We start from the raw sequence: 24857 nt of genomic DNA on the forward strand, positions 1-24857 counted from the left end.
GAGACTCCGTCGCTGTTTGCCTCCATCCTTGGCACAGCGACGCGAATCTACTGCGAATCTATGATTGCGAACTTGTGCCTCAGGACACTAGGAGCTCATCGACATGATCGACTGGAAGAATCTGGGTCCTGGCCGCAATGGCGACCCAAATTTGACTGCGGGGTGCCGGCCGATTTCAATGCCACGGTCATGCCCTCTGACGAGGATAAGCTGCCCAACGGCCTGACCACCGCCGATCTGTTCGACACGAAGGAATTCCTGGGCAAGCGCGGAATTCAGAAGAAGCCTTATACCAATCTAGAGTGGGCGCGCTGATCGCCGACGGTGTGCCAATCAGGAGTGTCTATAAGATCCTCAACTTTCCAGCGTACCGATCCGAATGAGTGTTCTAGGATGCGCCGGAGACGCAATGGCTCCGGGCGAAATGTGAGCCGTTGCCGGCCAATTCAGCACGCGCTCCGACTGGGTAAAACGGTTGCGCTGGCGCAAATAGTTGAGCCACGCCGGACAGTGATAACGCTCAGTCTATACTTCGAATCCCCTATATCGTGGGCAATCGACCAACCGCAGGGTCCCTGGCGCTGGCCGAAGACTTGGATGTCCTGGATCAGATTATGGAATGGCGCGCGTTTCTTTTTCGCGATCGATATTGATCTACGACGAGCGGCCCGCTGCCTGCCGTCAGGCAACTTGGGATCTCGAGCATCTGAGGTAATTCGCCCCGTGCCCTGTCGCATGTCCGTCGTATCGGCTCCTGCCTGGGGGATTTGCCGGCTTCGGTTGAATTGATGGGCCGCGGCCGGCATGATTAAAGTGTGCGCTTAGTCGTTCCGTGCCCGGGTGAGCATACTGCTTCAGAGGGGACAGTCGTCCAGAAATTCACGATCAGAGACTGCATCTTCCTACGATGCCAAGGCCCATCACGGGGCAACGCCCCCCAGTGGCAGTTGCGACACGGTGGCTTCAGTTCGCCTTGGATAAGCGCTGACCTGGACGGCGAGCACCAGAAATCTGTTCGAGCACATCCTGGGCGGAGGTCAGGTCATCTGTCACCGCGGGCCGTGGCACCTCTTGCTCGCGCAGCTGCCGCCGGTTCTATTGTACGATTCGAAATGCCAGCGATGCAGTCAACTAGCTGCCGACACCGGGCGCGCCGAGGGCCCGGGCAGTCAGTACCACCAAGCGAGCAGCAAGCCAATGCGTTTTTTGGGGTGCCACCAGTCATCAACTGCCGCCGCCTGTTTGAAATGACGAACATAGGGAAAACTGATCTATGTGTATGGTCGAGCACGTCCTAGCGAACTCTCGGTTGTGAGAACGTGTGTTGTCGGCGACGGAAGCGACGACGGCTCCCACCTTTGATACCGCTAAAACTTCTGGATTGGTGAAGTGATGCCACCGCGTCGACAGGCAGCTTCAATCGTGTTGCTAAGGAGACAGACGATCGTCAGCGGGCTCACCCAGCCCGGGACTGGGGTGAGCGCGCCAGCTACGGTGCGTGCGCCTTCAAAGTCCAGATCACTAACCAATTTCGGGTCGGCCTTCGTGCTCGATCCGACGTCGATGACAACAGCGCCGGTTTTGATCCAGCCTCCCGAATAAGCTCAGGTTGGCCGACCACGGCGACAAGGATATCGGCGCGACGACACACCGAAGGAAGATCCTCGGTCCTGGCGTGCGCGATTGTGACAGTGCGATTCTCCCGAAGCAGAACTGCGCAAGCGGTTTTCCGACGACTTGGAACACCCGACGATGACGGCATTAAGCCCGGCGAGATCGTCTTGAACGCCCTTGATCAGGAGCATACACCCCAGTGGCGTACAACCAGTGCACTTGCGCCGAGCGAGAGGCTGCCCACATTCATCGGATGAAACCCATTTAAGTCTTTTGCCGGGTCGATGGCAGCCGCGACTTTTTGGGCGTCGATATGAGAGGATAGGGCAACTGGACGAGAAGGCCGTCTAAGTCGTCGGCGGCATTTAGACGATTGATCAAGGTAAGCAAGTCTGCCTCGCTCGTCGTATTCGGCAGTTCATAATGAAACGAGCAGAAACCCGCTTCGACCGATCTACGTAGCTTGTTGCGAACGTACACCGAACTGGGTGGATGAAGTACAACGGCCATTCCGGGTGTAACGCCGCGCTCCGAAAGACTCGCCACTGCGCTCCGCAAGTCGGAATGAAGCCTTGCCGCAACAGCGGCACCATCTATGAGAGCGGCCCCACTCATCTGAGTACCCTTCGTATCTGTCGATTCATCGAAAGATCACGGTGCGATCGCCATTCATCAGTATTCGATTTTCAGCATGCAGTTTGACCGCCCGTGCCAGGACGGCGGCCTCAACATCCCTCCCGATCGCCGACAGATCATCTGGTGTGAGGGAATGATCTACACGGAGCACATCCTGTTCAATGATTGGGCCTTCATCCAAATCGGCTGTGACGTAGTGTGCTGTTGCCCCGATCAACTTGACCCCTCGTGCGTGGGCCTGATGGTACGGCCTGGCTCCCTTGAAGCTCGGCAGGAAGGAATGATGTATATTTATGATCCTTCCCGACATCCTCTGACAAAGATTGTCCGACAAGACCTGCATGTACCGCGCCAAGGCAATCAGGTCGATGCGCTCCTGCTCCACCCATTCCAAGAGTTTTGCCTCCTGGACGTGCTTCGTATCCGCGGTAATGGGCAAATAATGAAACGGTATGTCATAAGATGCGGCGAGCCGATAGAAGTCTCGATGATTAGACACGATCAATGGGATTTCAACCGCAAGCGTTCCAGTTGCGTATCTGAACAGCAGGTCATTCAGGCAATGCCCCGCCTTGGACACCATGATCAGGAGACGAGGCTTCGATTTGCAATCATGGAACTCCCAAGTCATGTCGAATGGAGCGGCGACTTCCGCGAATTCCGAGTGCAGATGTGTCAGCGAGATACCCGGAGCATCGAATGACACGCGCATGAAAAGTCTTCCAACGCTGCGATCCGAGAACTGAGCACTGTCACGGATATTGCAACCGTGCGAGGCCAGAAAGCCAGATACAGCATGCACAATTCCAATTCGGTCCGGACACGAGAACGTAAGGATGAAATCGGGACCCACTGAGCGATCTTTGGAGGAGCGATCGGCAACTGACGTTTGCGCGCCAGCATGATGAGGCCGATGCCCCGATACGACACTTGTTTCGCTCATCACAATTTCTCTTTCTAAGAGGCCGCGGCCGAGACGAGAGGCCCTTCCTCGACATCCTTTACGCGATTGTTCTTGGGATCATAAAAAGGCCGCAGTGACGCACGCGCGGGTACTCGCAGGCCGGCAACCTCAACTTCGAACTTGCTCTCTTCGAGCATGGAGGCGTCGACAATGCCGCTTGCGTTATCGATATAGCCGAGTCCCAAACAGGCGCCGATCGTGTGTCCGAACATGCCGGATGTGATTCGGCCGACAAGCCGCCCGTCGAGCCAAATCGGTTCGTTGTGGTAGATCAACACGGCGGGATCGCTCAGCGCCACGTGTATCATTCTTCGCCGCGGCCCCACCTCTCTCTGGCGCAGCAGTGCATCTTGGCCGATGAAACCCTGCGGCTTCGACCACGCCACGGCAAAACCGAGTCCCGCTTCCAATGGGGTATCCTCATCCGTGACATCGTGTCCCCAATGGCGATAGCCTTTCTCCATTCTGAGGGAATTCATAGCGTGATATCCAGCCAGGCTCATATCAAAGGCTGCGCCTTCTTCGAGGAGTGTATCGTAGACCCCCTGAACGAACTCGGTAGGGATGTACAATTCCCATCCTAGTTCGCCGACGTAAGTAATGCGGCTTGCCCTGACTTTTGCATACCCAAGATCAATGATGCGGGAGGTTGCGAAGGGAAATGCCGCATTGGAGAGATCCGCATCCGTAAGCTTCCCCAGGAGACCTCGGGATTTCGGTCCCATAACCCCCAGGACGCTATAGGCGGAGCTTACATCGACGGCCGTTGCTCTTGCACCTTCGGGAATGTGACGGCACAACCAAGCGAAGTCTCTGACCTGCGTTGCCGCCGCTGTCACGATAAGGAATCGATTCGGGCCTTCGCGCGTGACGGTAAGATCTGCTTCAATACCGCCTCGTTCATTAAGCCATTGCGTATAGACGATGCGGCCGACCGGTACCGACACGTTATTCGCGCATATCCTGCTCAGAACGGATTCGGCGCCTTCGCCTTCAAGAATGAACTTGGCGAACGACGATTGATCGAACAGTCCTACTCTTTCGCGTACTGCCCGGTGTTCCGCTGCTGAGTATTCGAACCAATTCTGGCGACCGTAGCTGTATTCGTACTTTGCTTCTCGCCCCTTCGGCGCAAACCAGTTCGGCCGCTCCCAGCCGGCGACCTCTCCAAAGCAGGCTCCTCGTGCGAGCAACCGATCGTGCAGAGCAGAGCGGCGAACTCCTCTTGCAGTGTCTGGTTGGCGGAACGGCCAATGCATGGCGTACAAGAGGCCGAGAGCCTCGACAGTGCGGTCTTTCAGGTACCGCCGATTCGATTGGAACGGCATGACGCGCCGCACGTCCACGTCCCAAAGATCCATCGGAGGATGACCATCAACAATCCAGTCGGCGAGGACTTTGCCAGCTCCACCTGCGGACCGAATTCCGATGGAATTGAAGCCAGCCCCCACAAAAAGATTTCGAACTTCTGGAGTTTTGCCGAGCATATAGCGATTATCGGGAGTGAAGCTTTCAGGGCCATTGAAAAAAAGCTGAATGCCGGTCTTTGCGAGGATCGGCACACGGCGAATAGCACCTTCGAGCAACGGCTCAATATGCTCCAGATCATCCGGCAACGTATCGAACTCAAAGTCCTCGGGAATTCCGTGCATGCCCCAGGGCTTTGCGATCGGCTCGAACCAGCCGACCAGCAGCTTACCGGCATCTTCCTTGAAGTAGGTGCAGGCATCAGCGTCGCGGAGAACGGGAAGATGTTTTTTGATTTCGGGGACCGGCTCCGTAACGATGTAGAAGTGCTCGGCCGCGTGCAGCGGGACTGTCGTTCCCGCCTTCGCGCCGAGATCTCTCGCCCACATGCCAGCGCAATTGACAACGAATTCGGCCGCAATTTCACCGTCCTTCGTTTGCACGCCAATCGCACGGCCATTGCTGACGAGGATGTCGGTAACCGACACATTCTCAAAGATCTTTGCGCCCCGAACTTTAGCCCCCTTCGCAAGAGCCTGGGTTGTATCCACCGGGTTGGTCTGCCCGTCGTTCGGCAGATGCACGGCGCCGACGAGATCGTCGGTCGCCATCAAGGGCCAAAGATCCCCCGCCTCCTTGGCGGACAGAATATTTACTTCCAACCCAAAACATCGGGCCATGGATGCGCCACGTCGGAGTTCTTCAAAACGCTCCTGATTATTAGCAATTGCTAGTGACCCAATCTGTCGATAGCCCGTGTTTTGACCGGTGTCGCGCTCGAGCTCGGAGTAAAGCTGAGTTGTATATTGAGCCAATCGCGTCAGATTATGGGTTGGACTGAGTTGACCAACGAGACCGGCGGCATGCCACGTCGTCCCCGACGTCAGCTGCTTGCGTTCCAACAGAACAATGTCCGTCCAACCGCGAAGGGTCAGATGGTAGGCAAGACTGCAGCCCATGATGCCGCCGCCAACGATGACGACCTGCGCCGATTTGGGGAGTTCCGTCACGATCAATCTCCGGGTTCTGTGAAATTATTTCATATTTTTTCACAGATGTGAATACGTTTTTCACGTCGGAAAGGTATTTGTCTGGGATTTGGGGCATCTATAAAGAGTGCAGCTGTGCTTGGCTGCACAGGAGCTTCCTTAGGGCGGAGAGAAGGTCGAATAAGCAATGGCTATCAGGTCGATGCGCGCAGCAGATGAATGGGCTGCCTCGCAGGCGGAATCCAATATGGACCCAGAAGCTGTTGTAGGCGGACAGATCCGCGAACTTCGTAAGATGAAGAAGTTGACTCTGACGCAGCTTGCTCATGCCGCCGGAATCTCGGTCGGCTATCTGAGCCAGATTGAGAGAAACCAGTCAAAGCTGCCGATCGGAGTCTTGAAGAAGCTCAGCGACGCTCTCGGCGTGCATATGAACTGGTTCTTCAATGGCAACATGCAGGCCCCATCCGAAGAAAGGAATATCATTGTTCGTAAGGACCGCCGGCGACGCCTCACATTTACTGGACTTGGCATCGTGGAAGAGCTCTTATCTCCAAATCTCGCGGGTCCACTCGAGCTGCTTCTGAGCACGGTCGAACCCGGCGCTGATAGCGGCGAGTACAGTCATGATGGAAATGAAGCAGGCATCGTGATCACGGGGCAATTGGACCTATGGGTCGACGGAAGGCGGTTTCGACTTGAAGAGGGTGATAGCTTTTCCTTCGCTAGCACCTCGCGACACCGCTGCGCCAACCCGGGAAAGGTCCCGGCAAAAGTGGTTTGGGTAATCACTCCCCCGCACTACTAATCTGTTCATCATCGTTGCGCTTTTGGTCGCAATGATCCTCGCTCCTCTATTCGAGTTCGAAAAAATAAGCGTCGTTTTCAGGCCACGGCTTTGAGGGCTTGAGCGCGGTAGGCCCAGGGCAGTAGCTGGTCGATGTCGCGGTTTGGATGCCCGTTGACGATCCTTGTCAGGACATCGGTGAGATAGGCGAGCGGATCAACGTTGTTGATCTTGCAAGTCTCGACCAAGGTTGCGACGACGGCCCAATGTTCGGCGCCACCGTCGGATCCGGCAAACAGCGCGTTCTTGCGACTGAGCTTGATGCCACGGATTGATCGTTCGACCGTATTGTTGTCGAGTTCGATGCGGCCGTCATCGATGAAGCGCGTTAAGCCTTGCCAGCGCGAGAGGGCGTAGCGGATGGCCTCGGTGAGCTTGATCTTCTGGCTGATGAGAGCCAGCTTGGCGCGCAGCCATACCTCGAAGACATCGGCCAGTGGTCGGCTCTTCTGCTGCCGCACGAGGCGACGCTCCTCCGCGCTGCGGCCGCGGATCCCCCTCTCGATCGCATAGAATGCGGCGATGTGCTTCAGCGCCTCGCTCGCGATTGGAGCGGGGCCGATTGTCGCGAGTTAGTAGAAGTTAAGCCGCATCTGCACCCAGCAGAAGGCGAGCTTGACCTCGCCACGTTCGGCAAGCTTTGGATAGGCGTTGTAGCCGATGGAGTGGACGCCCCCCCCGAGGCATCGATTGTGCCAAAGTGCGGGTGTTGAAACCCGATAAGGAGGACGTCCGTGGACGAGGTTAGCATCATTGGTTTGGATTTGGCCCAGAACGTGTTTCAGATCCACGGCGCGGGGCATGATGGAAGGATGATCCTGCGTAAAAAGCTCAACCGCAGCAGATTGCTCGAGTCTTTCGCCAAGTTGCCAAGGTATGTGGTCGCAATGGAAGCCTGCGCCAGCGCCCACTATTGGGGACGGGGGATCGGTAAATTTGGGCATGATGTCCGGCTGATCCATCCCTTCTACGTGAAGCCCTTTATTAAGCGTCAGAAGAACGATGCAGCGGATGCGGAAGCGATCGCTGAAGCCGCGTCTCGACCAACGATGCGCTTTGTCGGCATCAAGAGCGCCGAGAAACAAGCCTCTTCCATGGCATTCAAGGTTCGTGATCTCTTAGTTCGACAGCGTACACAGGCGATTAACGCTTTGCGCGGACATCTTGCGGAATACGGCTTGATCGTTGCTCAGGGCGTGAGACATATCCCCCGCTTGGATGAGCTCTTAGCAACATATCCGGACCTGCTCGATCTTGCTCGTGGTCTTTGCCAGAATCTCTTGAAGCATGTGGAAGCCCTGTCGGAGCAGATAGTAGAACTGGAGAAGGGACTTCGGATGCGCGCTAGAAAGGACCAGGTCGCCTCTCGCTAATGACTATTCCGTGATCGGGGCAATCTGCGCCACAGCGATAGAGGCCTTGGCGCCCTCGGCGGAGACCTTTTCCAAGGGGCGTGATTTTGCGGCCTGGATTGGTCTCACGCCCAAACAGAGTTCTTCCGGAGGCAAGGACAGGCTTGGCAAAATCTCCAGGATGGGCCGGCGAGATCTCCGACGCCTCCTTGTGCTTGGTGCGACCGCCGTCGTGCGATGGGCAAGACGATATGGATCGCCATCAGGATCCTGGCTGGCGAGAATGCTCTCGAAGAAGCCTCCAAAGCTGATTGCGGTCGCTCTAGCGAACGAATTGGCGCGTATCGCTTGGGCCTTGATGGTCCGCGGTGGCGTTTACCAAGCTCCAGCGTCTGGTGCTGCGTAACGCAGGGCCAGAAGCCGAGAGACGTCGGGAATGTGGTAAGGTCTAACGGAGGATTATGGGCAATCGGTCAGGGACTAGGATTGGAAGAATAAACAGGTCGATGAGTGCCAGAGAGCACGCGTAGCCGAATTGGATCCAATCCACGCATTCCATAAGGGCGCGCGACGTGTAGAGGTCGCATCACGAGGCCGGACACACGTCAGCACCCGACCACATGCCTGTTCCGAAGCTAGATCTTGCTTGCATTTACTGGGACGTCCACACACATCGACCTGCAGGACGCCCTTGAAGCCGGCAAGATGGCTGAACAGCCGCTCGGCATTGCGGTCGGGTGCATGAACATAGGCGATGCCGGGCGGATCGAGGCCGGCCCAAGGCCTGTCGCCGGCGGCATAGGCCCAGAGCTGGCCGGTCTTGGTGCGCCCTCGACCGGGATCGAGCACCGGCACCGTCGTCTCGTCGGCGAACAGCTTGGACCTTGCCCGAAGCGCCGCAAGCAGGCGCTCGTGCAGCGGGCGCAGATGGAAGGCAGCATGCCCAACCCGATCGATCGAGAGCGATGCCCGGGCGGGCATAGATCTGGGCCTGCCGGTAGAGCGGCAGATGATCGGTGTATTTGGACACCAGAACCTGGGCGACGGTTGCCTCCGTCGGCAGGCCGCCCTCGATCAGCCGGGCCGGAGCCTCGGCCTGCAGGACGCCATCTTCGCAGGCGCGGCAGGCGTATTTGGGACGGCGGGTGACGACAACGCGGAACTGCGCCGGCACCATGTCCAGCCGCTCGCTCTTGTCTTCGCCGATCTGGTGCAGGTCGCCCTTGCAGCAAAGACAGGTCTTGGCGTCGAGCTCGACCACGACCTCGATCCGCGGCAGATGCGCCGGTAGTGCTCCGCGATTGTTGCGGCGCTTGCGTGCGCGCTCCGCCCGGCCTTCCGGAGCTGTCTCGTCTTGGCTGCCTTCCGTACAGGGCGCAACCTGTTGGACGTCCTCGAGACCGAACAGCATCTGCTCCTCGGGAAGCGTCTCGGCCTTCCGGCCAAAGCGATGACGCTGCAGCTCCTTGATGATCTGGCGCAGCCGCTCGCTCTCGTGCCGCTCGGCAAGCAGCATCGCCTTCAGCGTCTCGGGATCATCAGGAAGGTTATCGCTCACAGGCAAATCCGAGCGTATTCGCGCCTGCCTGACGACGTGCTCGATGCCCCTGATTCACTTCGCCGCAGCGCGGACCACAATTATCCGGCTTGCGTCGGGACGACCGTCTCCCGTGCCGCGTGGACGCGCCGCCAATCGAGCCTTTCGAGCAGTGCCGACAATTCCGCCGCCGACAAACGCATCACGCCATCCTCGATCTTCGGCCAGCGAAAGACGCCTTCCTCGAGCCGCTTGGCGAACAGGCACAAACCCGTATCATCCCAGAAGATCAGCTTGATCCGGTCCGCGCGCTTGGCACGGAACACATAAACAGCGCCTGAGTGCGGTTATGTTGCGTGCAACATAACCTCTTGCCGGCGACGTCTTTGTGTTCCGTGGTCGTGCTGGCACCCTGATCAAGGCGCTTTGGCACGACCGGGTCGGGCTATCGCTCTATGCCAAGCGGCTGGACCGTGGGCGCTTCATCTAGCCAGCAACGGTGGATGGGGTGGTATCGCTGACAGCAGCTCAGATGAGCCATTTGCTGGAGGCGATCGAATGGCGCAACCTCAACACAGCTGGCGGCCACAGAGCGCAGGATAGGTTGCGCAATAATCCCGTGAGATTGCAAAAAGCGCGCGCCAAATCGCGCCTTTTGTGATTCCATCGGTGCACGGGTGACGGTCCCGAGATGCTTCCGGATGACATTGAGGCGCTGCGGCGGCGTTGCTGGCGACTCGCGCCGGACTTGCCAGCATTCGCGCTCAGCAGTCTGACGAGCATGCGTTGATCGCTCACCTGAAGCTGCAAATCGAAAAAGCTGGACCGTGATCGTTATGGCCCTCGCGCGGAGCGTACCGCAAGGCTGCTGGATCAGCTCGAACTGACGCTCGAGGAGCTCGAGGCCTCAGCGACTGAGGACGAACTCGCCGCCGAAATGGCTGCGGCCAAGACCACGAAGGTGGCCTCGTTCACGCGCAAGCGGCCATCGCGGCGGTTGGTCCGGCACCACCATCGCCGGCACAAACGCTGGCTGAGGTTGTTCAGTATCGCTCGTCCGCGTCCCAAACGATCGTCGCCAAGTCAATAGGAGCGAGTGCGAAATGCCGTATCGTCGTGCTGTCGACGAGACCGCACGCGGTGCCTGCAAACTCTCCAGAACGATCTTGAGTTTCTCATCGTCGGTCCAGCGACGGCGACGGCCAGTCTCGACAACCTCGAACCGTTCAATCTGAGCACTGAACTTATTGCTGATGGGGTGGACGCCCCCTCCTTGCGCCAAGGTGGCATCGTTCATCATCATTGAGACGGAGGTTTCTATGTCAGCAGTTAGCACGATTGGGCTGGATCTGGCGAAAAACGTGTTTCAAGTCAACCGCTCGGATGTCTCAGGAACTGTGACTCTCCGCAAGAAGCTCCGGCGGGACCAGGTGCTCAAGTTTTTTCGCTACGCAGCCGGCCTGTACCGTTGCCATGGAAGCCTGCGCTAGTAGCCATCATTGGGGGCGGGAGATCGCAAAATCCGGAAATCGGATTCGCCTCATTGCACCGGCCTACGTCAAGCCGTTTGTTAAACGACAAAAGAACGACATGGCGGACGCGGAAGCCATCTGTGAAGCCGCACAGCGGCCGACCATGCGTTTCGTGGCCATGAAAACAGAAGAGCAACAAGGTGCGGCGATCGTATTTCGTGCTCGCGATCTTCTGGTCCGTCAGCGAACCCAAATTATTAATGCAATGCGAGGCCATTTGGCCGAGTTCGGTAGCATCGTCGCAAAGGGTCCCTGTCACATCGCCAAGCTCCTGGCTAAGATAGCGGACGTTCCCGCGATTGCCCAACCCATCCTCCAATTGCTGGCCGATTAGTTGCGGGCATTAGACGAGAAGATCGCTCAATTGGACCAAGAACTTGCCTATCGTGTTAAAGGGGATGCTGAAGCAAAGCGGTTGATGACCGTTCCCGGCATAGGACCGATTACCGCGACGGCGCTTGCTGCATTAGCTCCGGCAGCCCAGGCCTTTAAGAAAGGCCGTGATTTTGCTGAGTGGCTCGGTTTAACGCCGCTGCAGCGCTCGACCGGAGGAAAGCAGAAGCTTGGCGAAACTTCTCGCATGGGTGAGCGAACATTGCGCAGGCTACTGATCATCGGCGCGAGTGCTGCCGTGCGATGGGCAAGGCGCAACGGCTCTTCTAATCCTTGGCTCATGAACATGTTAAGTCGTAAGCCGCCCGTGCTGGTGATTGTCGCCCTGGCTAACAAGATGGCGCGGATAGTCTGGGCATTGATGGTGAGGGGCGGAATATATCGAGCTCCAACCGCCGTGGGCTAGTACTCCCGCTGCCTACGATGTGAGAAGGTCGAACGGAGAGTATGGCGCAACGGTCAGAGACGGAATCGGGAAAACCAGATTATGGACACGCGCCTCGAGCGCGCATCACTGAATTGGACCCGCTCCGCGAACTCCCATACAGGCCGGCGGCATGTAACGGCCGCTTCAGAGGCCGGACACATGTCAGCATACGATCGCGCACTCCAGACTCATTCGAAAAGATTCTTCTTGCATCAACGGGGGCGTCCACACATGTCCATAAGGGCTGTTACACAGCACTCGTCTTAACCCGACAAAGCGGCTCTCACCGGAGGAAGACGCGCTTCTGCGAAGCCTTTCCTGCGGTCCGAAAGCGGCAAAGAACCCTAGACGCATCAGGGCGAGAAAGCCGGCTTCGTTCTTTCAGGTGAGGTCGACCTTTGGATCGACGAGCATCGCGTCACCTTAAGCCCAGGAACAGTTTTGCCTTCGCAAGAACTGTTTCCCGTCGGTGTGCCAATACTAGTGGTCATATGGGCCGTCACGCCTCCGAGCTATCGAACGGGAGCAGACATTTCAGATTCTGTCGAAGGCGTGAGGCGTGTGAGGATCAGGCTGCGAGATACGCGTCAATGGACAACACCGTGTTCACCCAGAAATCACCCGTGGATTTCATGGTGATACGTGGGGCTCGGGAAATCAACTCGACCCATCCACGAGCATTTCTCAGCTGTATCGAGCCCGTTAGAAGCGAGCTGCAGGTTTCGGCATAATCGCATGCACACGACGCGGACGATTCGGCTTGCGCCACCATGCGGTGTCATTCATGGCTCCCAGACCTGCCCAACCATTTACGCGATAGCTCCACCCAGTACGTCGATCCCAGCCCCAATATCCCGTCATTAAAATCGTAGCTCGCATTGTGCAGCAGGCATGGGCCTTGCGCGTGACCCAGCTCCCGGTGCTCTCCACTTCCGTTGCCCAAACCTGCGTAAGCACCGGGGCGCTCAACCAGCATAAATGCAAAGTCCTCAGCGCCCAGGCTCAAGTCTTTGTCTACGCTTGCGTCTACGTTCGTTTCGCCAACGATCGATTTCATCACTTCAGCTGCAAAACGCGCCTCGTTCGGGGTGTTGATCACGGCCGGACAGTGGTGCACGAACGTGAACTCGACTTGGCAGTCGTGGGCCGCGGCAATGCTCTCACTAATCGTCCGCATTTGCGATTCAATCAACTCCTGTGTCGCAACGTCCAGGACTCGCACAGTACCACCGAGCGTCGCGGATTCAGGGATTGCGTTTCCTGCCTCGCCGGCGTGAAATCGGGTAACCGAGATCACCGCTGTGTCTGCTGGCCTCTTGGCGCGAGTAATGATACCCTGCAGTGCGTTGTAGATCTGCACCGCCGCGAATATTGGATCTTTGCCCTTGTGCGGCGTCGCAGCGTGCGCACCGACTCCGATGATCCGGATGCGAAAGCCGCTCGCTGACGAGTAGATTGCGCCCTGCCGAATGGAAAAAGTTCCAGCAGGCAGACCTGGGACGTTGTGCAGAGCAAAGACCGCGTCGACGGGAAACTTCTCGAATAGCCCATCAGCGATCATCGCTTTCGCGCCCTCGCCCAGTTCCTCAGCCGGCTGGAAAATGAAGACGATCGTGCCGTCGAAATCGCGCGTGCGCGCCAGATGGCGCGCAGCCCCCAGCAACATCGCGACATGCCCGTCGTGCCCGCAAGCATGCATTTTTCCGCCGTTCTGCGAATGGTGAACGAATGTGTTGTCCTCCTGGATCGGCAACGCATCCATGTCGGCGCGCAACCCGATCGCACGCGTTCCGTTGCCCGCTCGCAGTACACCCACGACGCCGGTGCGTCCAATTCCTCGATGCACCTCGATTCCCCAGGAGGCCAAAGTCTCAGCAATCAGGTCAGCAGTCTGCGTCTCCTCGAAACCAAGCTCCGGATTGGAGTGTATCCGGCGTCGGAGCGACTGAATTTCTTCCTGCCCCTCTGCAATATCTGATATGACGTTCATCGTAGACCCTCGGACTGAATTGATCGAACGCCGTACCTTTGCGCCGGCGCTTGGCTTTCGTTTGATCTGGTGTGAGACGTACGACAGGCCTCCAGCGGAGGCCCGGATTTTTGGTCAGCGCTTTAGAAGATTTCGGCTGCTCCCAATTCGCACCTCACCTGCACATGTTCGACGACGTCGTTGGCGTCGGCGACGTCAGAGACTGAGCAGCAGGCGATCCGGCCGGGCACAATGGCTGCCTGACGCAGCCACGAAGACAGCGACAAGCAAGTTGCTGCCGCCCAAACGCCCATGTTGAAGCGTTCACTATAACCCTCACGATTGCATTTTTTCTGCAAAAAGATCGACAAAACTGAACTTTGCAGCAAAGAAATGTGGTTTTTGCGTTCTTCTCGGCAGATAGGCTCGCTATTCTCGTGCAGGGAAACGCGATCTCAGCAATCTCAGGAAGTGCAAGGGGTGGCATGCCACCGGCTCGATGAGGCGATCCGCGCCAGCCGAGCGGGCTGAAAACTACCCCCAGTCGGCTTGTCCTTCGCCGGCTGACTGACAGATCGCTCCATTCGCAAATATCCGCTCACAGGGAATCCGCCATGCGTTATGCATCTCGAGTCCAACAGATTGCCGCCAAGGCATCAAATGCCTGGGACATGCATATGATTGCCAAGCAGAAACGTGCCCGCGGAGAACCTGCCATTCTGATGACAGTTGGCGACACGGATTTCGCGAGCCCGACCCCAGCCATTGCCGCTGTGCATGAGAGCCTCGCGGCTGGGCGGACCTATTACACGCCAAGTGCAGGCGGCCCTCCGATGCGGGAGGCAATTGCTCGGCGTCATGCCCACCAGACTGGACAGGTGATCGATGCGGATCAGGTCGTTGTCACTGTTGGCGCGCAGAATGCTCTGCTCACCGCCGCCCTTTGCCTTATCGAGCCGGGCGACCAGGTGTTGGTCCCCGAACCCATGTACCTCACTTATCCTGGCGCAATCGCCGCTGCGGGCGGCGTGACCGTCAGCGTGCGCTCGCCGGCAAACAACCGCTTCCATCCGCTGATCAATGAATTGGAGGCGGCCATCGGTCCCCGCACCCGCGCAATTTTTCTGGCAACGCCCAATAATCCCACAGGCGCAGTCTATACGAAGGAGGAACTCTCCAGGATAGCGGCCCTGTGTCAGAAGCATGATCTTTGGCTGGTTTCGGACGAAGTTTATGGCGACCTTGTCCATGACGGACGACATGTCTCAGCCTGCATTCTTCCCGGGATGTCGACACGCACGGTTACAATCAACAGCCTTTCCAAGTCGCACGCGATGGCCGGTTGGCGGCTCGGCTGGATGATCGGTCCGCCGGAAATGGCGCGGTATGCTGGTCAAGTAACCTACTGCTCGACCTACGGCATTCCCACATTTCTGCAGGATGCGGCAGTCGTTGCCCTGGATCAGTTTCCGGACGGCCTACCAGAGCTGCAAGCGGTGTATCGCCGTCGGCGCGACCGGTTTTGTGAGCGACTGGAAGCTGTTCGCCTATTATCCTGCCGCCGACCGGAGGGCGGAATGTTTGTGATGCTGGATATACGCGCCACCGGTCTGTCGGCATACGACTTTGCCATGGGGCTCGTCGTCGAAGAAGGCGTGGCGACCTTGCCTGCGGACGATTTTGGCGAAAGCGCGACCGGCCATCTGCGCATCAATCTTGGCGTCGCCGACGCCGAGATCGACGAAGCGGCACTGCGCCTCGTACGCTACGCCGAGCGGCTCGGCCGGCATCGAGCCGCTCCCTGAAGGAGCCGTCCGGCACGAACGCGTTGTGAGGTGAAGCACGGCGTGAACGTTCAACAAGACTTCTCAATTCTGCGGACCACACTCCGAACACCGCGAATGATGAAGATAAGCCGCCGGTTATTCCGACCATCTCAACTCAACGCAGTGCATGGGTGAACAGCTGGGGTTCTGAACACGTTTCGTGGGCGTGTCGCGTGAGGCGAAGCGGCCTCGCCCGTTGTCCCATCTGGTTCGGGCAAATCCACGTTCGGCCCTGTCTGAATCTTTTGGAAGAGCTCACCCGTTGCGAGCTGCGCTTTGCCAAGAACCTCAAGCCCAACGATTCGATCGCCGACACTTTCGAAGAACAAGGAAAGGACGCACAATGAACGGCGCAGATTTGCTATGCGACACACTCCTGTTGAACGGCGTAAATATCTGTTTCGCAAATCCCGGTACATCGGAAATGCACTTCGTCGCGGCTCTTGATCGTAAGACTGACATGCGCTGCGTTCTGGGACTTTCCGAAGCCGTCGTGACGGGAGCGGCCGATGGCTACGCGCGCATGGCCGACAAAGCCGCAGCAACGCTCCTGCACTGCGGCCCGGGACTAGCTAACGGTCTTTCCAATATCCACAATGCCAGGCGGGCTCGGACGCCGATGGTTAACATCGTTGGCGATCACGCCACCTACCATCTCGAACTTGATGCGCCTCTTACCAGTGATATCGAAGGCTTGGCACGGGCAATGTCGCACTGGATCGGACGCGTCGGCCATTTGCGCGATATTCGAAAATGCACCGAGGCAGCACTGTTGGCGGCCTATGCAACGCGCGGGCCATCGACCTTAATCTTACCGAGTGACGCCGCATGGGGCGAGGTGCCACTGGAAAATATCTCGCCGATCAAGCGTCCAGAGCCGCCGACTGTCGACCCTGCTTCATTGGCAGCTTGCGTACGCGCTCTGCGTGGCGGTCTGAACACTGCGATCTTCCTGTCGGGTCAGGCAGTGAGAGAAAAGGCTCTCATCCCCGCGGCACGGATATCTGCGGCAACAGGCGCGCAGCTCTTTTCAACCAGCTCTGGGCGGTATGAACGAGGTGCCGGTCGGATTGCGGTGAGGTCGGTGCCATACAGTATCGACGTTGCTTTGAACGTTCTGAAAGAAATCCAGGTGGCGATTTGCGTTGGTTCCGGCCAGCCGGTAGGCTTCTTTGCATATCCTGGGAAACCGGGCACTTTGCTGCCAAAGGGCTGCCAGATTATCCAGCTCGCGGGGCACGAACATGACCTGCCGCAAGTGCTCGCGAGCCTTGCCGAGGCGCTTGGATTGAGTGACAAGGCACCCTATGTGGCCAACACCTTGCGTCAGGACGAAATCGCAGATCCCGCCACTAACGCGCTGACGGCGGATACCATCAGCATTATCGTTGCTCGCCGGCTTCCGGAACAGGCGATCATTATCGATGAGTCCATAACGTCTGGCGGAAAATACTACGCCTTGGCGGACATGCTTCCGCCTCACGATCTCCTTCCTCTCACAGGAGGAGCGATCGGCATCGGCATTCCGCTTGCAAGTGGCGCGGCGATTGCTGCGCCCGGTCGAAAAGTCGTGGCTCTTCAAGCCGACGGAAGTGGTATGTATACAGTGCAAGGCCTGTGGACGCAGGCGCGCGAGAAACTCAACGTATTGACGATAGTGTATGCCAACAGAGCCTATCGCATTCTTCAGGGCGAAATGACAAATGTCGGCGTGAAGGCTTATGGCGTCAATGCGAGACGTATGCTTGAGCTTGACGAACCTCGCCTCGACTGGTGCGCGCTTGCCCGGGGAATGGGAGTGGAAGCTGGACGGGCACAAACGGCGCTCGAATTCAGCCGCCTTTTCGAGGCTGGCTTGGCCGCTAATGGCCCCTTCCTGATCGAGGCGGTCATCGAATAGTTGCACCGAGAAGCCGCAAGTAGCGGCTGGGGGCGAGCGGTAGATCACAGCCTTTACTAGGACGCGATCTTGCGTTCGCTGGCGTTGGGCCGGCGCATCGCGTCGAATGGGTTAGTTTCCGTGATCAACCAACTAGGAGCGACGTGATTGGGGGGCGCGAGCGATGATCTGCGCGTAAGCAGCGAAAGACGAGCGTGACGGGAGGGGAACGAGTGCCACCAATAGCGAAGGAGGGCGAAGATGAAACCGCAGTGCAGGAAGGCGATAGCGCACATCGTTGCTGCGGCCAGCTGTGATTCTGGCGAGATCGCGCCAATGATGCGGCATCCCATACGGCTGCAGCGCTTCGCTCTGGATGATACCCGCATTTCCATAGCTCGTCTCGCGACCGGGCTCGCCGCGATCAATCAGCGCGACCGACCAGCCGTGGCGCTGCAAATGGACGGCTGTCGCCACGCCGACCATGCCGGCTCCGAGAACGATCGCGCCTCTCATGTTTCAACTCGCCTATCGTTTGGTGTTGGCCATCGCGCACAGTTTCAGTCAGCACTCAGCGGCCTGCGAAGAAGAAGCCGCCTACCTAGGAAGAGAGATCGGCCCTTTTGCCGATCTGGACGAGCCCCACCGCCGCATAGAAAGCCTTTTAGGGCGCTCGGGGCGAAACTGCGGATGGGGACAAAGCCAGATGGTCAATGCAATCCGCAATCCAGAGAGACGGAATCGGCAGCGTAGAGGCACTTGATCCGAGCTGTATGGTTAAGCGTGCCCCTGAACATTCTTGGCTCCGCCCACTATGCGTGCACCGCGCCAACGATCGTAGGTCGCCGATTTTCCCAGTTGATTGCGATCTCCAGCGCATTCGCAAACTGGAGTAGAACGGCTTTCTCACCATAACGCCCCACGAGTTGAACGCCGATTGGGAGTCCCTCCTGTGACAGATGTGTGGATAACGAGATCGCGGGCGACCCACTAGCGTTCACCGGAACAAGGAACGCACCGTCTGACCGGCTACTGGCGTTGCGATCGTCGCTATCGACCTCTTACACTGAGTTATATTCGCCCAGCCCGAAGGTATGGCGTGGAAAGACAGGACACAGGAAAGCATCGAAATGGGCCAGTTCAGCCGCTATTTCATGCCCAGCCGACGGGAGGGCACCAATGTTCCTCGCATGCGTGATCGCGTCGATCTTCGCTGCCGCTCTCGATGGCGGCCCTGACCATAGGCTAGGCATCGTCTTCAGCCAATTTTGCGCCTAACGCCTGCTCGTCACGTTGAAACCGGAGAGCTGTCTCCACTTCAGAGTTGGCCGCATGCCTTTCGGCGCGCTTCGTTGTAAATTGAAACGTCGCACCGCTCTATATGGTGCCCCATACCTTCAAGCAGTTTGGCCGTATCAGTGATCGCTGCGGTGATTTCGCGATGGAACTCTTTTCCAGATGTCACTGCAGTGGTAAACCCGACTCGCAAGCGACCCGGGTCCTGTCGGGATAGCTCGAGAAACGAGCCGTTGGGGGTCGGAGGTGTGTGGACTCCAATGAACGGGCCGCTGACCGCGTCGAGATCCGCAGCGGTATCCCGAACTGTGCGCGACAGCAACCGAGAACCATAAAGCTAGGCCCGTAGCTCACGGATGGATATGCAGGGATGCGTCCGCGAGATGGTTTCAAGCCCGACCAGTCCGCATGCACCTGCAGGCATCCGGATCGAGCCGCCACCATCGCTAGCCGATGCGATCGGCACGATTCCAGCCGCGACGGCGGCCGCCGAACCGCCGCTCGAACCACCGGTAGAAAATGCCGGATCCCACGGGTTGCGGGTCGGCCCGTACAGCACGGGTTCCGTCGTCCATGCATAACCGACTTCTGAAGTGCTCGTGAGTCCAAATGGAATCATTCCTGCCTGGCGCGCTCTTCGAACGGCTTCGCCGTCGACTGCAGACGGTCGCGCGTGTCGATGATAGAATCGCGAGCCGTTGGTAGTCGTAAATCCTGCGACGCTCTCGGTTAGGTCTTTCACCAAGAAAGGGACACCAGCAAATAATCCGGTCGAGCCGCACTGTGCTGCGAGCTTGCGCGCTGTCCTGAAGCCGTGCCAAATTCGATTGTCCAGTTTGCAATGGCTTTTTTACTAATGACGTGCCGTGGGATAGAGGGGGCTTGCATACGAGAATGGGGGTCAAGGCGCTTAATCTACGTTGTGAGCCTTCTCTGCCCCATGTGGGCTCTGGCGGTCGTCTCTCTTGGCAGACTGACGCGAGAAGTGCCCGCTGTAGGGGACGCATTTGCGCCTGAGGGGCCTATGCACACGTATGCGCGTGCTTGCCACTCGACTTTAGTACCTCAGCAAGGGCGCTGGAGTGAACCTCCTCAGAATGAGTGGACACCTGTAGTAGGCTCACTGAGCCCGGAGGTGTCGAATGGAACGTCAACGTCGGTCATTTACCGAAGAGTACAAGCGCCAAGCCGTTGAGTTGGCTTTGAGTGGGCGCTCGATCGGGTCGGTTGCCAAGGAACTCGGTCTGCGCGACTCGGTGCTGCGGCGCTGGGTTGACAAGCTCCGGCAGCAGCCGACATCGGCGGCGTGGCGCCCCACCACGCAGGNGAGACTCCGTCGCTGTTTGCCTCCATCCTTGGCACAGCGACGCGAATCTACTGCGAATCTATGATTGCGAACTTGTGCCTCAGGACACTAGGAGCAGTGCGGCAAGCTCGCTTCTTGAGGCAAGGAGTGCTGCCGGCCAATTGCGCCGGGAAAAATCGTGCGTCGAGATCGCTCATCACGCGATGCAACGTTATTACCCAAATCGAGGTTTGCGATCGCTAATGCGAGATCCGTGCAGCTGCGTGGCCGTGCAGTTTCAGATCGCGCTTCAACATGTATCGAGTCAGATGTTGCATATGGTGATCGAGGTGCACCGAGGAATGGGCCGCACCGGCGTCCTGCGTGTACTGCGGGCGAGCAAGGGGACGCGTTCGGGATTGCACGCCGGCATAGATGCGCTGTCAATGCAGAAGCCCCACGCATCTCCTACGACTCGTAGATTGGAAGCAAAATGCATGCTTGCGGGCAGGACGGGCAATTTTGCTGGGGCTGCGTGGCATTTGGTGCGCAGGCGCGATTTCGACGCACGATCATGATCTCCAGTCGGCTGAGGAACTGGGGGAGGGCGCGAAAGCGATGATCGATAATGGCCATTCACCAAGTAAGTTTCCCGTCGATGCGGTCTTTGCCCTGCACACCCCCCGGGACTTGCCTGCTCGAGCTCATCGAACAGTTCGCGCCGACTTCGCCCCAGCTCCGGAGAGGTCGATCGTTCAGCTCGACAAGGAGCGCGCAAATCGCCTCGTTGAGGGCGGCGATCGAGAAGAAGGGGCGGTTGCGTAAGCGTGCCAGAATCCATGGCCCGACGATTTGAACCCCGACTTCGACCTTGGTTTTGTCGCGCGGACGACGACGGTGCGGTAATGGCGGACGAGATCGGATAGGTCCGGTTCACCATCGGCTCGTGAAAGCAGGCCCGGGTAATGCCGGCCATCAGATTATCCTCACCGTCTGCCGGCCACGTCACCGAAAAAGGCAAAGGCCGAGCGTGCGAGGCGACCCAGTCCGGCAGGCTTTGGGTAAGGCTGGCCTCGGCGTTGGTGTAGTTCGAGGCGCCGAGCACGGCGACGAAGATCTGCGTCCTGCGCACTTCATCGCTGAGCCCGTCAACCACCTCCATGGTGTGGCCGGATTAGTCGACGAACCCGCTTCTCCGCCGGCGACATGGACCGGGCGCACGGTCGGCTTGAGACGGCCGGCCCACGCCTTGTAGTTCGTAGAACCGCGCATAGCTGAAACTGTCGGGACTTTGCGTCGCAATACTCCTCCCACAACAGCATCAGCGTGACGTTCGGACGCCGAAGCTCGCGATGCACGAGCGCCCAGTCCGGATGCGGACGCTCGTCGCTGAGCCGATCGGAAGGCGGCGGAAACAGGCGGTTCTCGAGCCAGTCGTCGCCATCCAACTCCGGCGGCAACGGCTGGGTCAGGCCGGCGCGGCGAGTTCGATTGAGGTACTTGCAGGCCGCGCTCTGGGCTAGGCCCAGGCTGCGAGCAATAGCGCGCTGCGACATGCCGGCGCTGTAGTGCAGGCGCAAAAACTTCGCGAATGTGGCGCATGGACAGTCTCGGTCGGCATCTCGATCCTCTGCTGCTGTGCAAAAAGACGCAGACTGTCAGTGCGTGCGCCTCGCTGTCGCCGATCACGATCCGCTGGAAATAGCGATCACAATCGACTGGAATTGCTGATCAACGATGCTCTGGAATGGGTGATCACGATGGCCTGGAATCGATGATCACGATTGGCTGGAACACGCATCCAAGGATGGAGGCAAGCAGCAACGGAGTCTCTAATGGCCAGTCCAGAAACTTGCCATCCTGACATTGAGCGATAATGACCGTGCCGAGCTGATGTCGCTGACGATGCGGCGGAAGACGGCGCAGGCTCTGCGGGTCGTGCTGAGCTGTGCGGAAGGCGGGCAGAACACTTGACGGGCAAGCTGGGGCTGGACCGGCAGACCGTAGGCAAGTGGCGACGTTGAGCAGCGCGTGGCCGGGCTGCACGACGAGCCGCACTCCGGCGCGCCGCGCACGACTGCGATGCCCGGATCGAAGCCGTGATCGTGAGGACGTAGGAGAGTTGCCCTGACGCCACTATTGGAGCTCCCAGGACATGGCGACGGCCAGCTTCCTATCCGTATGGTACAACGCATCTGGAGGGCCTTCGGGCTTCAGCCGCACCAGATGGAGACCTTCAAGCTCTCGACCGATCCGAACTTCGTGGCCAAAGTGCGCGATGTCGTTGGCCTCTACGTCTCCCCGCCGGAGCACGCCATCGTTCCGTGTGTGGATGAGAAGTTGCAAATCCAGGCCCTGGACAGCAGCCGGCCGATGCTGCCGATGCGTTCCGGCCGAGCGGCCCGAAGGAGCCATGACTACAAAAGGCATGGCCCCACATCGCTGTTCGCCGCCGTCGATGTTGCGACCGGACGGGTCATCGTGAGGTGCTACAGGCGCCAGCGCACCGCCGAGTTCCGCACGTTCCTTGACGAGATAGAGGCTACCGTACCGCGCGAACTCGACGTCGATCTCGTTATGGACAATTACGTCACGCACAAGACTCCAATGATCCAGAGATGGTTGGCTCAAAGGCCGCGTTGGCACGTGCACCAGTCGAGCGCTTCTTCGTGTTCCTCACCGATAAAAAGATCAGGCGCGGCATCCATCGCAGCGTAGCCGCCCTCGGGACCGACATCGCCTCGTTCATCGAACGGCACAACGCCGGTCCAAAACCGTTCCGATGGGCCAAAATCGCCATCGCCGACGACATCCTTGCGTTCATCGAGCACTTCTACCGATACAATGCCCCGGCAGTACGCGGCGCGATACTGCGAACTCAATCGATCCCGTCCGATGCAGCCCATTGGTGAGCGATCGCGCTCGGTCTTTCCAGTCAAGAGCCAGGCCTGGAGCGTGTTGTCGTATGGGTGCGCTGGCCGTTCGAGAGGTGTCTGTCGGTAGTGGCTTACAAGCACAGCAGCGGTGATCCAGGCACCCACTCAGCCCGATTGGAAACGGTGAGGCTCATCCGTTTCGAGGCTTCTGGCGGAATGACGTACTGACTGAACCGCCTGATATAGCGGTCCAACGGCTCTTTTGATGGAGAATGAGTACCAGCGCTAAAGCCATCGAGAGTCAGCCGCTCCTGTCGCCGCTCGCCTGTCAGGTGCTTCATTCTATCCTACCCTCAACACAGCTCTTCAACTCCTCGCCAGTCAGCCAAACCAGTAAGTAGTCGTTGACAGAATCCTGTTCTGTGAGGCGCAGCCCGCCAGGTTCGCAATGCTTATATCCTTCTTGCGCAACAACGCCTTTGTCCATGACCCACTGGGCTACAAGTCCGCACATGAAGTCAGGAGCCCACATTGCAAAGGACACACCGAACGCTACCCCTGCTGCGATTTTGGGTATGCCTTTGCCTCTAAAATCTTTGCGAATCCAAAGATCTCCATGGTATGCTATCGTTCCCTTTATCTTCTTCGCGGTTGGCGCCGTGCATGTCCAATGGTTCTGAGGACAAGCAAGTGGCGCCGGTATATCCCGAAACACATTACTAATGTGATCTGCAAGGTTGCTGCGCGAAAGTTCATAAGTTCGAACGGCCTGCAAGAGTGCGACGTCGTTGTTTTTGTCTAGCCCGACCATCCAAAATCCATGGCCTGGTGAGATTGGCGAGCGATCCATCTGGAAAAATCGCGTTGTGGGCTCCTTCGTCGGAGTTACCTGGGTTACCGATACATACTCTTGAAAATCGAATCCTATCGAAAGTCTAAAGCCTTTTTGGACGGCGGCATCGTCGTGCTGTCTAAGGAAGCGTGAGACTTGCAACAGATCAACCAAGCTTTTCATTGCTGCACTTTATCATCCGAGTTGTTTCTGAGCTGCAAGAGATGCCGCCATACAAACGACCAGTAGCGCATCGACGGTAAGTCAAGCCACTACCTAATCTGGCAACCTAACTCGCTTTGCCGGTGATCTGCCGGGCACATGATAGTGCGGTAGTGATTGAATCTGCGTGTCGGGCGCTGATGATGATGGACTTGGAGTCACAGCCAAGACGATGTGGATCGTTGCAGATTTCGGCAGATAAAGCTTGTCCCGCGATCCTCATGGACGCCGAGCAGATTTGTGTTAGCGGCTCAGGCCGCAAACATCGATTTCCTTGAGGTGTTGCGGCTGTACGGAAAGTGGCATCGCACTCAGGATGGGCGCACTCCTACTATGTGCATCCGGGTCTTCTCGGCAGCGGTGAAGCCGCGCGATCAGGTTCGGTGCGATCGGGCTGTCGGTGGTGCGCACCCGGCGTGGCGACGCCATGATGGCGCGGATACCGTGCCGGTGCATCAGCCGCTCGATCCGGCCACGGCTTGCGCCACGTCCCTGCTTGCGCAAACCGGCATGGACGCGAGGACTGCCGTAACGCCCGCTGCTGTCTTGATGGACTTGCCGGATCGCGGCCAGGAGGCTGGCATTGGATTTGGTCCGCTCGCTCACCGGGCGATCGATCGCGACGCCTATCCGGTGCGGCTGATGTGTGCCGTGCTCGAGGTCTCGCCGGCCGGCTATTACGCCTGGCGCGTGGACACCTGTAGTAGGCTCATTGAGCCCGGAGGTGTCGAATGGAACGTCAACGTCAGTCATTTACCGAAGAGTACAAGCGCAACCCGTTGAGTTGGCTTTGAGTGGGCGCTCGATCGGGTCGGTTGTCAAGGAACTCGGTCTGCGCGACTCGGTGCTGCGGCGCTGGGTTGACAAGCTCCGGCAGCAGCCGACATCGGCGGCGTGGCGCCCCACCACGCAGG

General features: G+C 58.3%; 11 protein-coding genes and 13 pseudogenes. 11 read left to right on the forward strand and 13 right to left on the reverse strand.

From position 1 onward, the window contains the following. A pseudogene (locus tag YU9_RS49650) lies at positions 1–315 on the forward strand (hypothetical protein); the annotation flags it as partial. Between the two features lie 1052 nt (positions 316–1367). Here YU9_RS49650 and YU9_RS50920 read toward each other — a convergent pair. The 3 genes and pseudogenes from YU9_RS50920 to YU9_RS44440 all read right to left on the reverse strand — a co-directional run bounded on the left by YU9_RS50920 (position 1368) and on the right by YU9_RS44440 (position 5691). After that, positions 1368–2229: pseudogene (locus tag YU9_RS50920) on the reverse strand (bifunctional 5,10-methylenetetrahydrofolate dehydrogenase/5,10-methenyltetrahydrofolate cyclohydrolase). A 25-nt stretch (positions 2230–2254) separates the two neighbouring features. Then, on the reverse strand, positions 2255–3193 hold the full coding sequence (purU, locus tag YU9_RS0140340) for a formyltetrahydrofolate deformylase (protein ID WP_051380704.1): 939 nt from the start codon (positions 3191–3193) through the stop codon (positions 2255–2257). A gap of 14 nt (positions 3194–3207) precedes the next feature. Beyond that, positions 3208–5691 carry an FAD-dependent oxidoreductase gene (locus tag YU9_RS44440; RefSeq protein WP_084299263.1) on the reverse strand — a complete coding sequence of 828 codons (2484 nt, stop codon included), beginning with the start codon at positions 5689–5691 and terminating at the stop codon, positions 3208–3210. Positions 5692–5857: 166 nt separating this feature from the next. Between YU9_RS44440 and YU9_RS0140350 the strand changes: the two genes are divergently transcribed. Continuing rightward, positions 5858–6478 (forward strand): helix-turn-helix domain-containing protein, encoded by a 621-nt coding sequence (locus tag YU9_RS0140350; RefSeq protein WP_156952433.1) that lies wholly within the window; start codon positions 5858–5860, stop codon positions 6476–6478. Positions 6479–6555: 77 nt separating this feature from the next. On the opposite strand, the pseudogene YU9_RS47170 reads toward YU9_RS0140350, so the two are convergent. After that, positions 6556–7176: pseudogene (locus YU9_RS47170) on the reverse strand (IS66 family transposase); the annotation flags it as partial. 75 nt (positions 7177–7251) lie between these two features. Here YU9_RS47170 and YU9_RS44445 point away from each other — a divergent pair. Then, positions 7252–8275 (forward strand): annotated as a pseudogene (locus YU9_RS44445) (IS110 family transposase). A 266-nt stretch (positions 8276–8541) separates the two neighbouring features. On the opposite strand, the pseudogene YU9_RS44450 reads toward YU9_RS44445, so the two are convergent. After that, a pseudogene (locus YU9_RS44450) lies at positions 8542–9385 on the reverse strand (IS66 family transposase); the annotation flags it as partial. 122 nt (positions 9386–9507) lie between these two features. After that, positions 9508–9741, reverse strand: a pseudogene (gene tnpB, locus YU9_RS44455) (IS66 family insertion sequence element accessory protein TnpB); the annotation flags it as partial. A gap of 44 nt (positions 9742–9785) precedes the next feature. Here tnpB (YU9_RS44455) and tnpB (YU9_RS51410) point away from each other — a divergent pair. Together tnpB (YU9_RS51410) and YU9_RS47180 are read left to right on the forward strand one after the other, a co-directional pair. Further along, positions 9786–9896: pseudogene (tnpB, locus tag YU9_RS51410) on the forward strand (IS66 family insertion sequence element accessory protein TnpB); the annotation flags it as partial. A 201-nt stretch (positions 9897–10097) separates the two neighbouring features. Beyond that, positions 10098–10403, forward strand: a pseudogene (locus YU9_RS47180) (IS66 family transposase); the annotation flags it as partial. Here YU9_RS47180 and YU9_RS47185 read toward each other — a convergent pair. Continuing rightward, the gene (locus tag YU9_RS47185) at positions 10314–10709 is read right to left on the reverse strand and encodes a transposase (RefSeq protein ID WP_245266782.1); all 396 of its coding nucleotides are present in this window, start codon (positions 10707–10709) and stop codon (positions 10314–10316) included. The pseudogene YU9_RS47180 and the gene YU9_RS47185 sit on opposite strands and share 90 nt — an antisense overlap. Before the next feature lie 16 nt (positions 10710–10725). Between YU9_RS47185 and YU9_RS47190 the strand changes: the two are divergent. Together YU9_RS47190 and YU9_RS51415 are read left to right on the forward strand one after the other, a co-directional pair. After that, positions 10726–11737, forward strand: a pseudogene (locus YU9_RS47190) (IS110 family transposase). A gap of 384 nt (positions 11738–12121) precedes the next feature. After that, positions 12122–12397 (forward strand): annotated as a pseudogene (locus YU9_RS51415) (hypothetical protein); the annotation flags it as partial. A 139-nt stretch (positions 12398–12536) separates the two neighbouring features. Here the strand turns inward: YU9_RS51415 and YU9_RS0140385 are convergent. Further along, positions 12537–13748 carry a M20 aminoacylase family protein gene (locus tag YU9_RS0140385; RefSeq protein ID WP_027577719.1) on the reverse strand — a complete coding sequence of 404 codons (1212 nt, stop codon included), beginning with the start codon at positions 13746–13748 and terminating at the stop codon, positions 12537–12539. A 593-nt stretch (positions 13749–14341) separates the two neighbouring features. Here YU9_RS0140385 and YU9_RS45225 point away from each other — a divergent pair. Both YU9_RS45225 and YU9_RS0140415 read left to right on the forward strand, forming a co-directional pair. Continuing rightward, a complete protein-coding gene (locus YU9_RS45225) occupies positions 14342–15532 on the forward strand; it encodes a pyridoxal phosphate-dependent aminotransferase (RefSeq protein WP_036019629.1) in 1191 nt (396 codons plus the stop codon). A 364-nt stretch (positions 15533–15896) separates the two neighbouring features. After that, positions 15897–17453, forward strand: coding sequence for an acetolactate synthase large subunit (locus tag YU9_RS0140415; protein ID WP_027577722.1), 1557 nt, complete (start codon positions 15897–15899; stop codon positions 17451–17453). 132 nt (positions 17454–17585) lie between these two features. On the opposite strand, the gene YU9_RS0140420 is transcribed toward YU9_RS0140415, so the two are convergent. The 3 genes and pseudogenes from YU9_RS0140420 to YU9_RS51425 form a co-directional block, all read right to left on the reverse strand. Beyond that, the gene (locus tag YU9_RS0140420) at positions 17586–17948 is read right to left on the reverse strand and encodes an FAD-dependent oxidoreductase (RefSeq protein ID WP_027577723.1); all 363 of its coding nucleotides are present in this window, start codon (positions 17946–17948) and stop codon (positions 17586–17588) included. A 296-nt stretch (positions 17949–18244) separates the two neighbouring features. Then, positions 18245–18457: pseudogene (locus YU9_RS51420) on the reverse strand (amidase family protein); the annotation flags it as partial. A gap of 293 nt (positions 18458–18750) precedes the next feature. Beyond that, positions 18751–19563: pseudogene (locus YU9_RS51425) on the reverse strand (amidase family protein). 307 nt (positions 19564–19870) lie between these two features. On the opposite strand from YU9_RS51425, the gene YU9_RS50925 reads away from it, so the two are divergent. Then, complete coding sequence (locus YU9_RS50925) at positions 19871–20119, forward strand: transposase (protein ID WP_156952437.1); 249 nt, start codon at positions 19871–19873, stop codon at positions 20117–20119. A gap of 1787 nt (positions 20120–21906) precedes the next feature. Next, positions 21907–22925: pseudogene (locus YU9_RS47200) on the forward strand (IS630 family transposase). Positions 22926–23226: 301 nt separating this feature from the next. Here YU9_RS47200 and YU9_RS48800 read toward each other — a convergent pair. Both YU9_RS48800 and YU9_RS47210 read right to left on the reverse strand, forming a co-directional pair. Then, positions 23227–23904: a hypothetical protein gene (locus YU9_RS48800; protein WP_036019631.1), complete on the reverse strand. Its 678-nt coding sequence runs from the start codon at positions 23902–23904 to the stop codon at positions 23227–23229. A gap of 282 nt (positions 23905–24186) precedes the next feature. Then, positions 24187–24549 carry an IS3 family transposase gene (locus tag YU9_RS47210; protein ID WP_198028393.1) on the reverse strand — a complete coding sequence of 121 codons (363 nt, stop codon included), beginning with the start codon at positions 24547–24549 and terminating at the stop codon, positions 24187–24189. Positions 24550–24857 lie beyond the last annotated feature (308 nt).

It is taken from the genome of Bradyrhizobium sp. WSM1743, from assembly GCF_000473065.1.
GTDB lineage: Bacteria > Pseudomonadota > Alphaproteobacteria > Rhizobiales > Xanthobacteraceae > Bradyrhizobium.

Bases quoted from the DNA above. Each gene is read 5' to 3' on its own strand.
- YU9_RS0140420 (WP_027577723.1), bottom strand. From the start codon at position 17,948: ATGAGAGGCGCGATCGTTCTCGGAGCCGGCATGGTCGGCGTGGCGACA.
- purU (WP_051380704.1), bottom strand. From the start codon at position 3,193: ATGAGCGAAACAAGTGTCGTATCGGGGCATCGGCCTCATCATGCTGGC.
- YU9_RS47185 (WP_245266782.1), bottom strand. From the start codon at position 10,709: ATGATGATGAACGATGCCACCTTGGCGCAAGGAGGGGGCGTCCACCCC.
- YU9_RS45225 (WP_036019629.1), top strand. From the start codon at position 14,342: ATGCGTTATGCATCTCGAGTCCAACAGATTGCCGCCAAGGCATCAAAT.
- YU9_RS0140350 (WP_156952433.1), top strand. From the start codon at position 5,858: ATGGCTATCAGGTCGATGCGCGCAGCAGATGAATGGGCTGCCTCGCAG.
- YU9_RS0140385 (WP_027577719.1), bottom strand. From the start codon at position 13,748: ATGAACGTCATATCAGATATTGCAGAGGGGCAGGAAGAAATTCAGTCG.
- YU9_RS48800 (WP_036019631.1), bottom strand. From the start codon at position 23,904: ATGAAAAGCTTGGTTGATCTGTTGCAAGTCTCACGCTTCCTTAGACAG.
- YU9_RS0140415 (WP_027577722.1), top strand. From the start codon at position 15,897: ATGAACGGCGCAGATTTGCTATGCGACACACTCCTGTTGAACGGCGTA.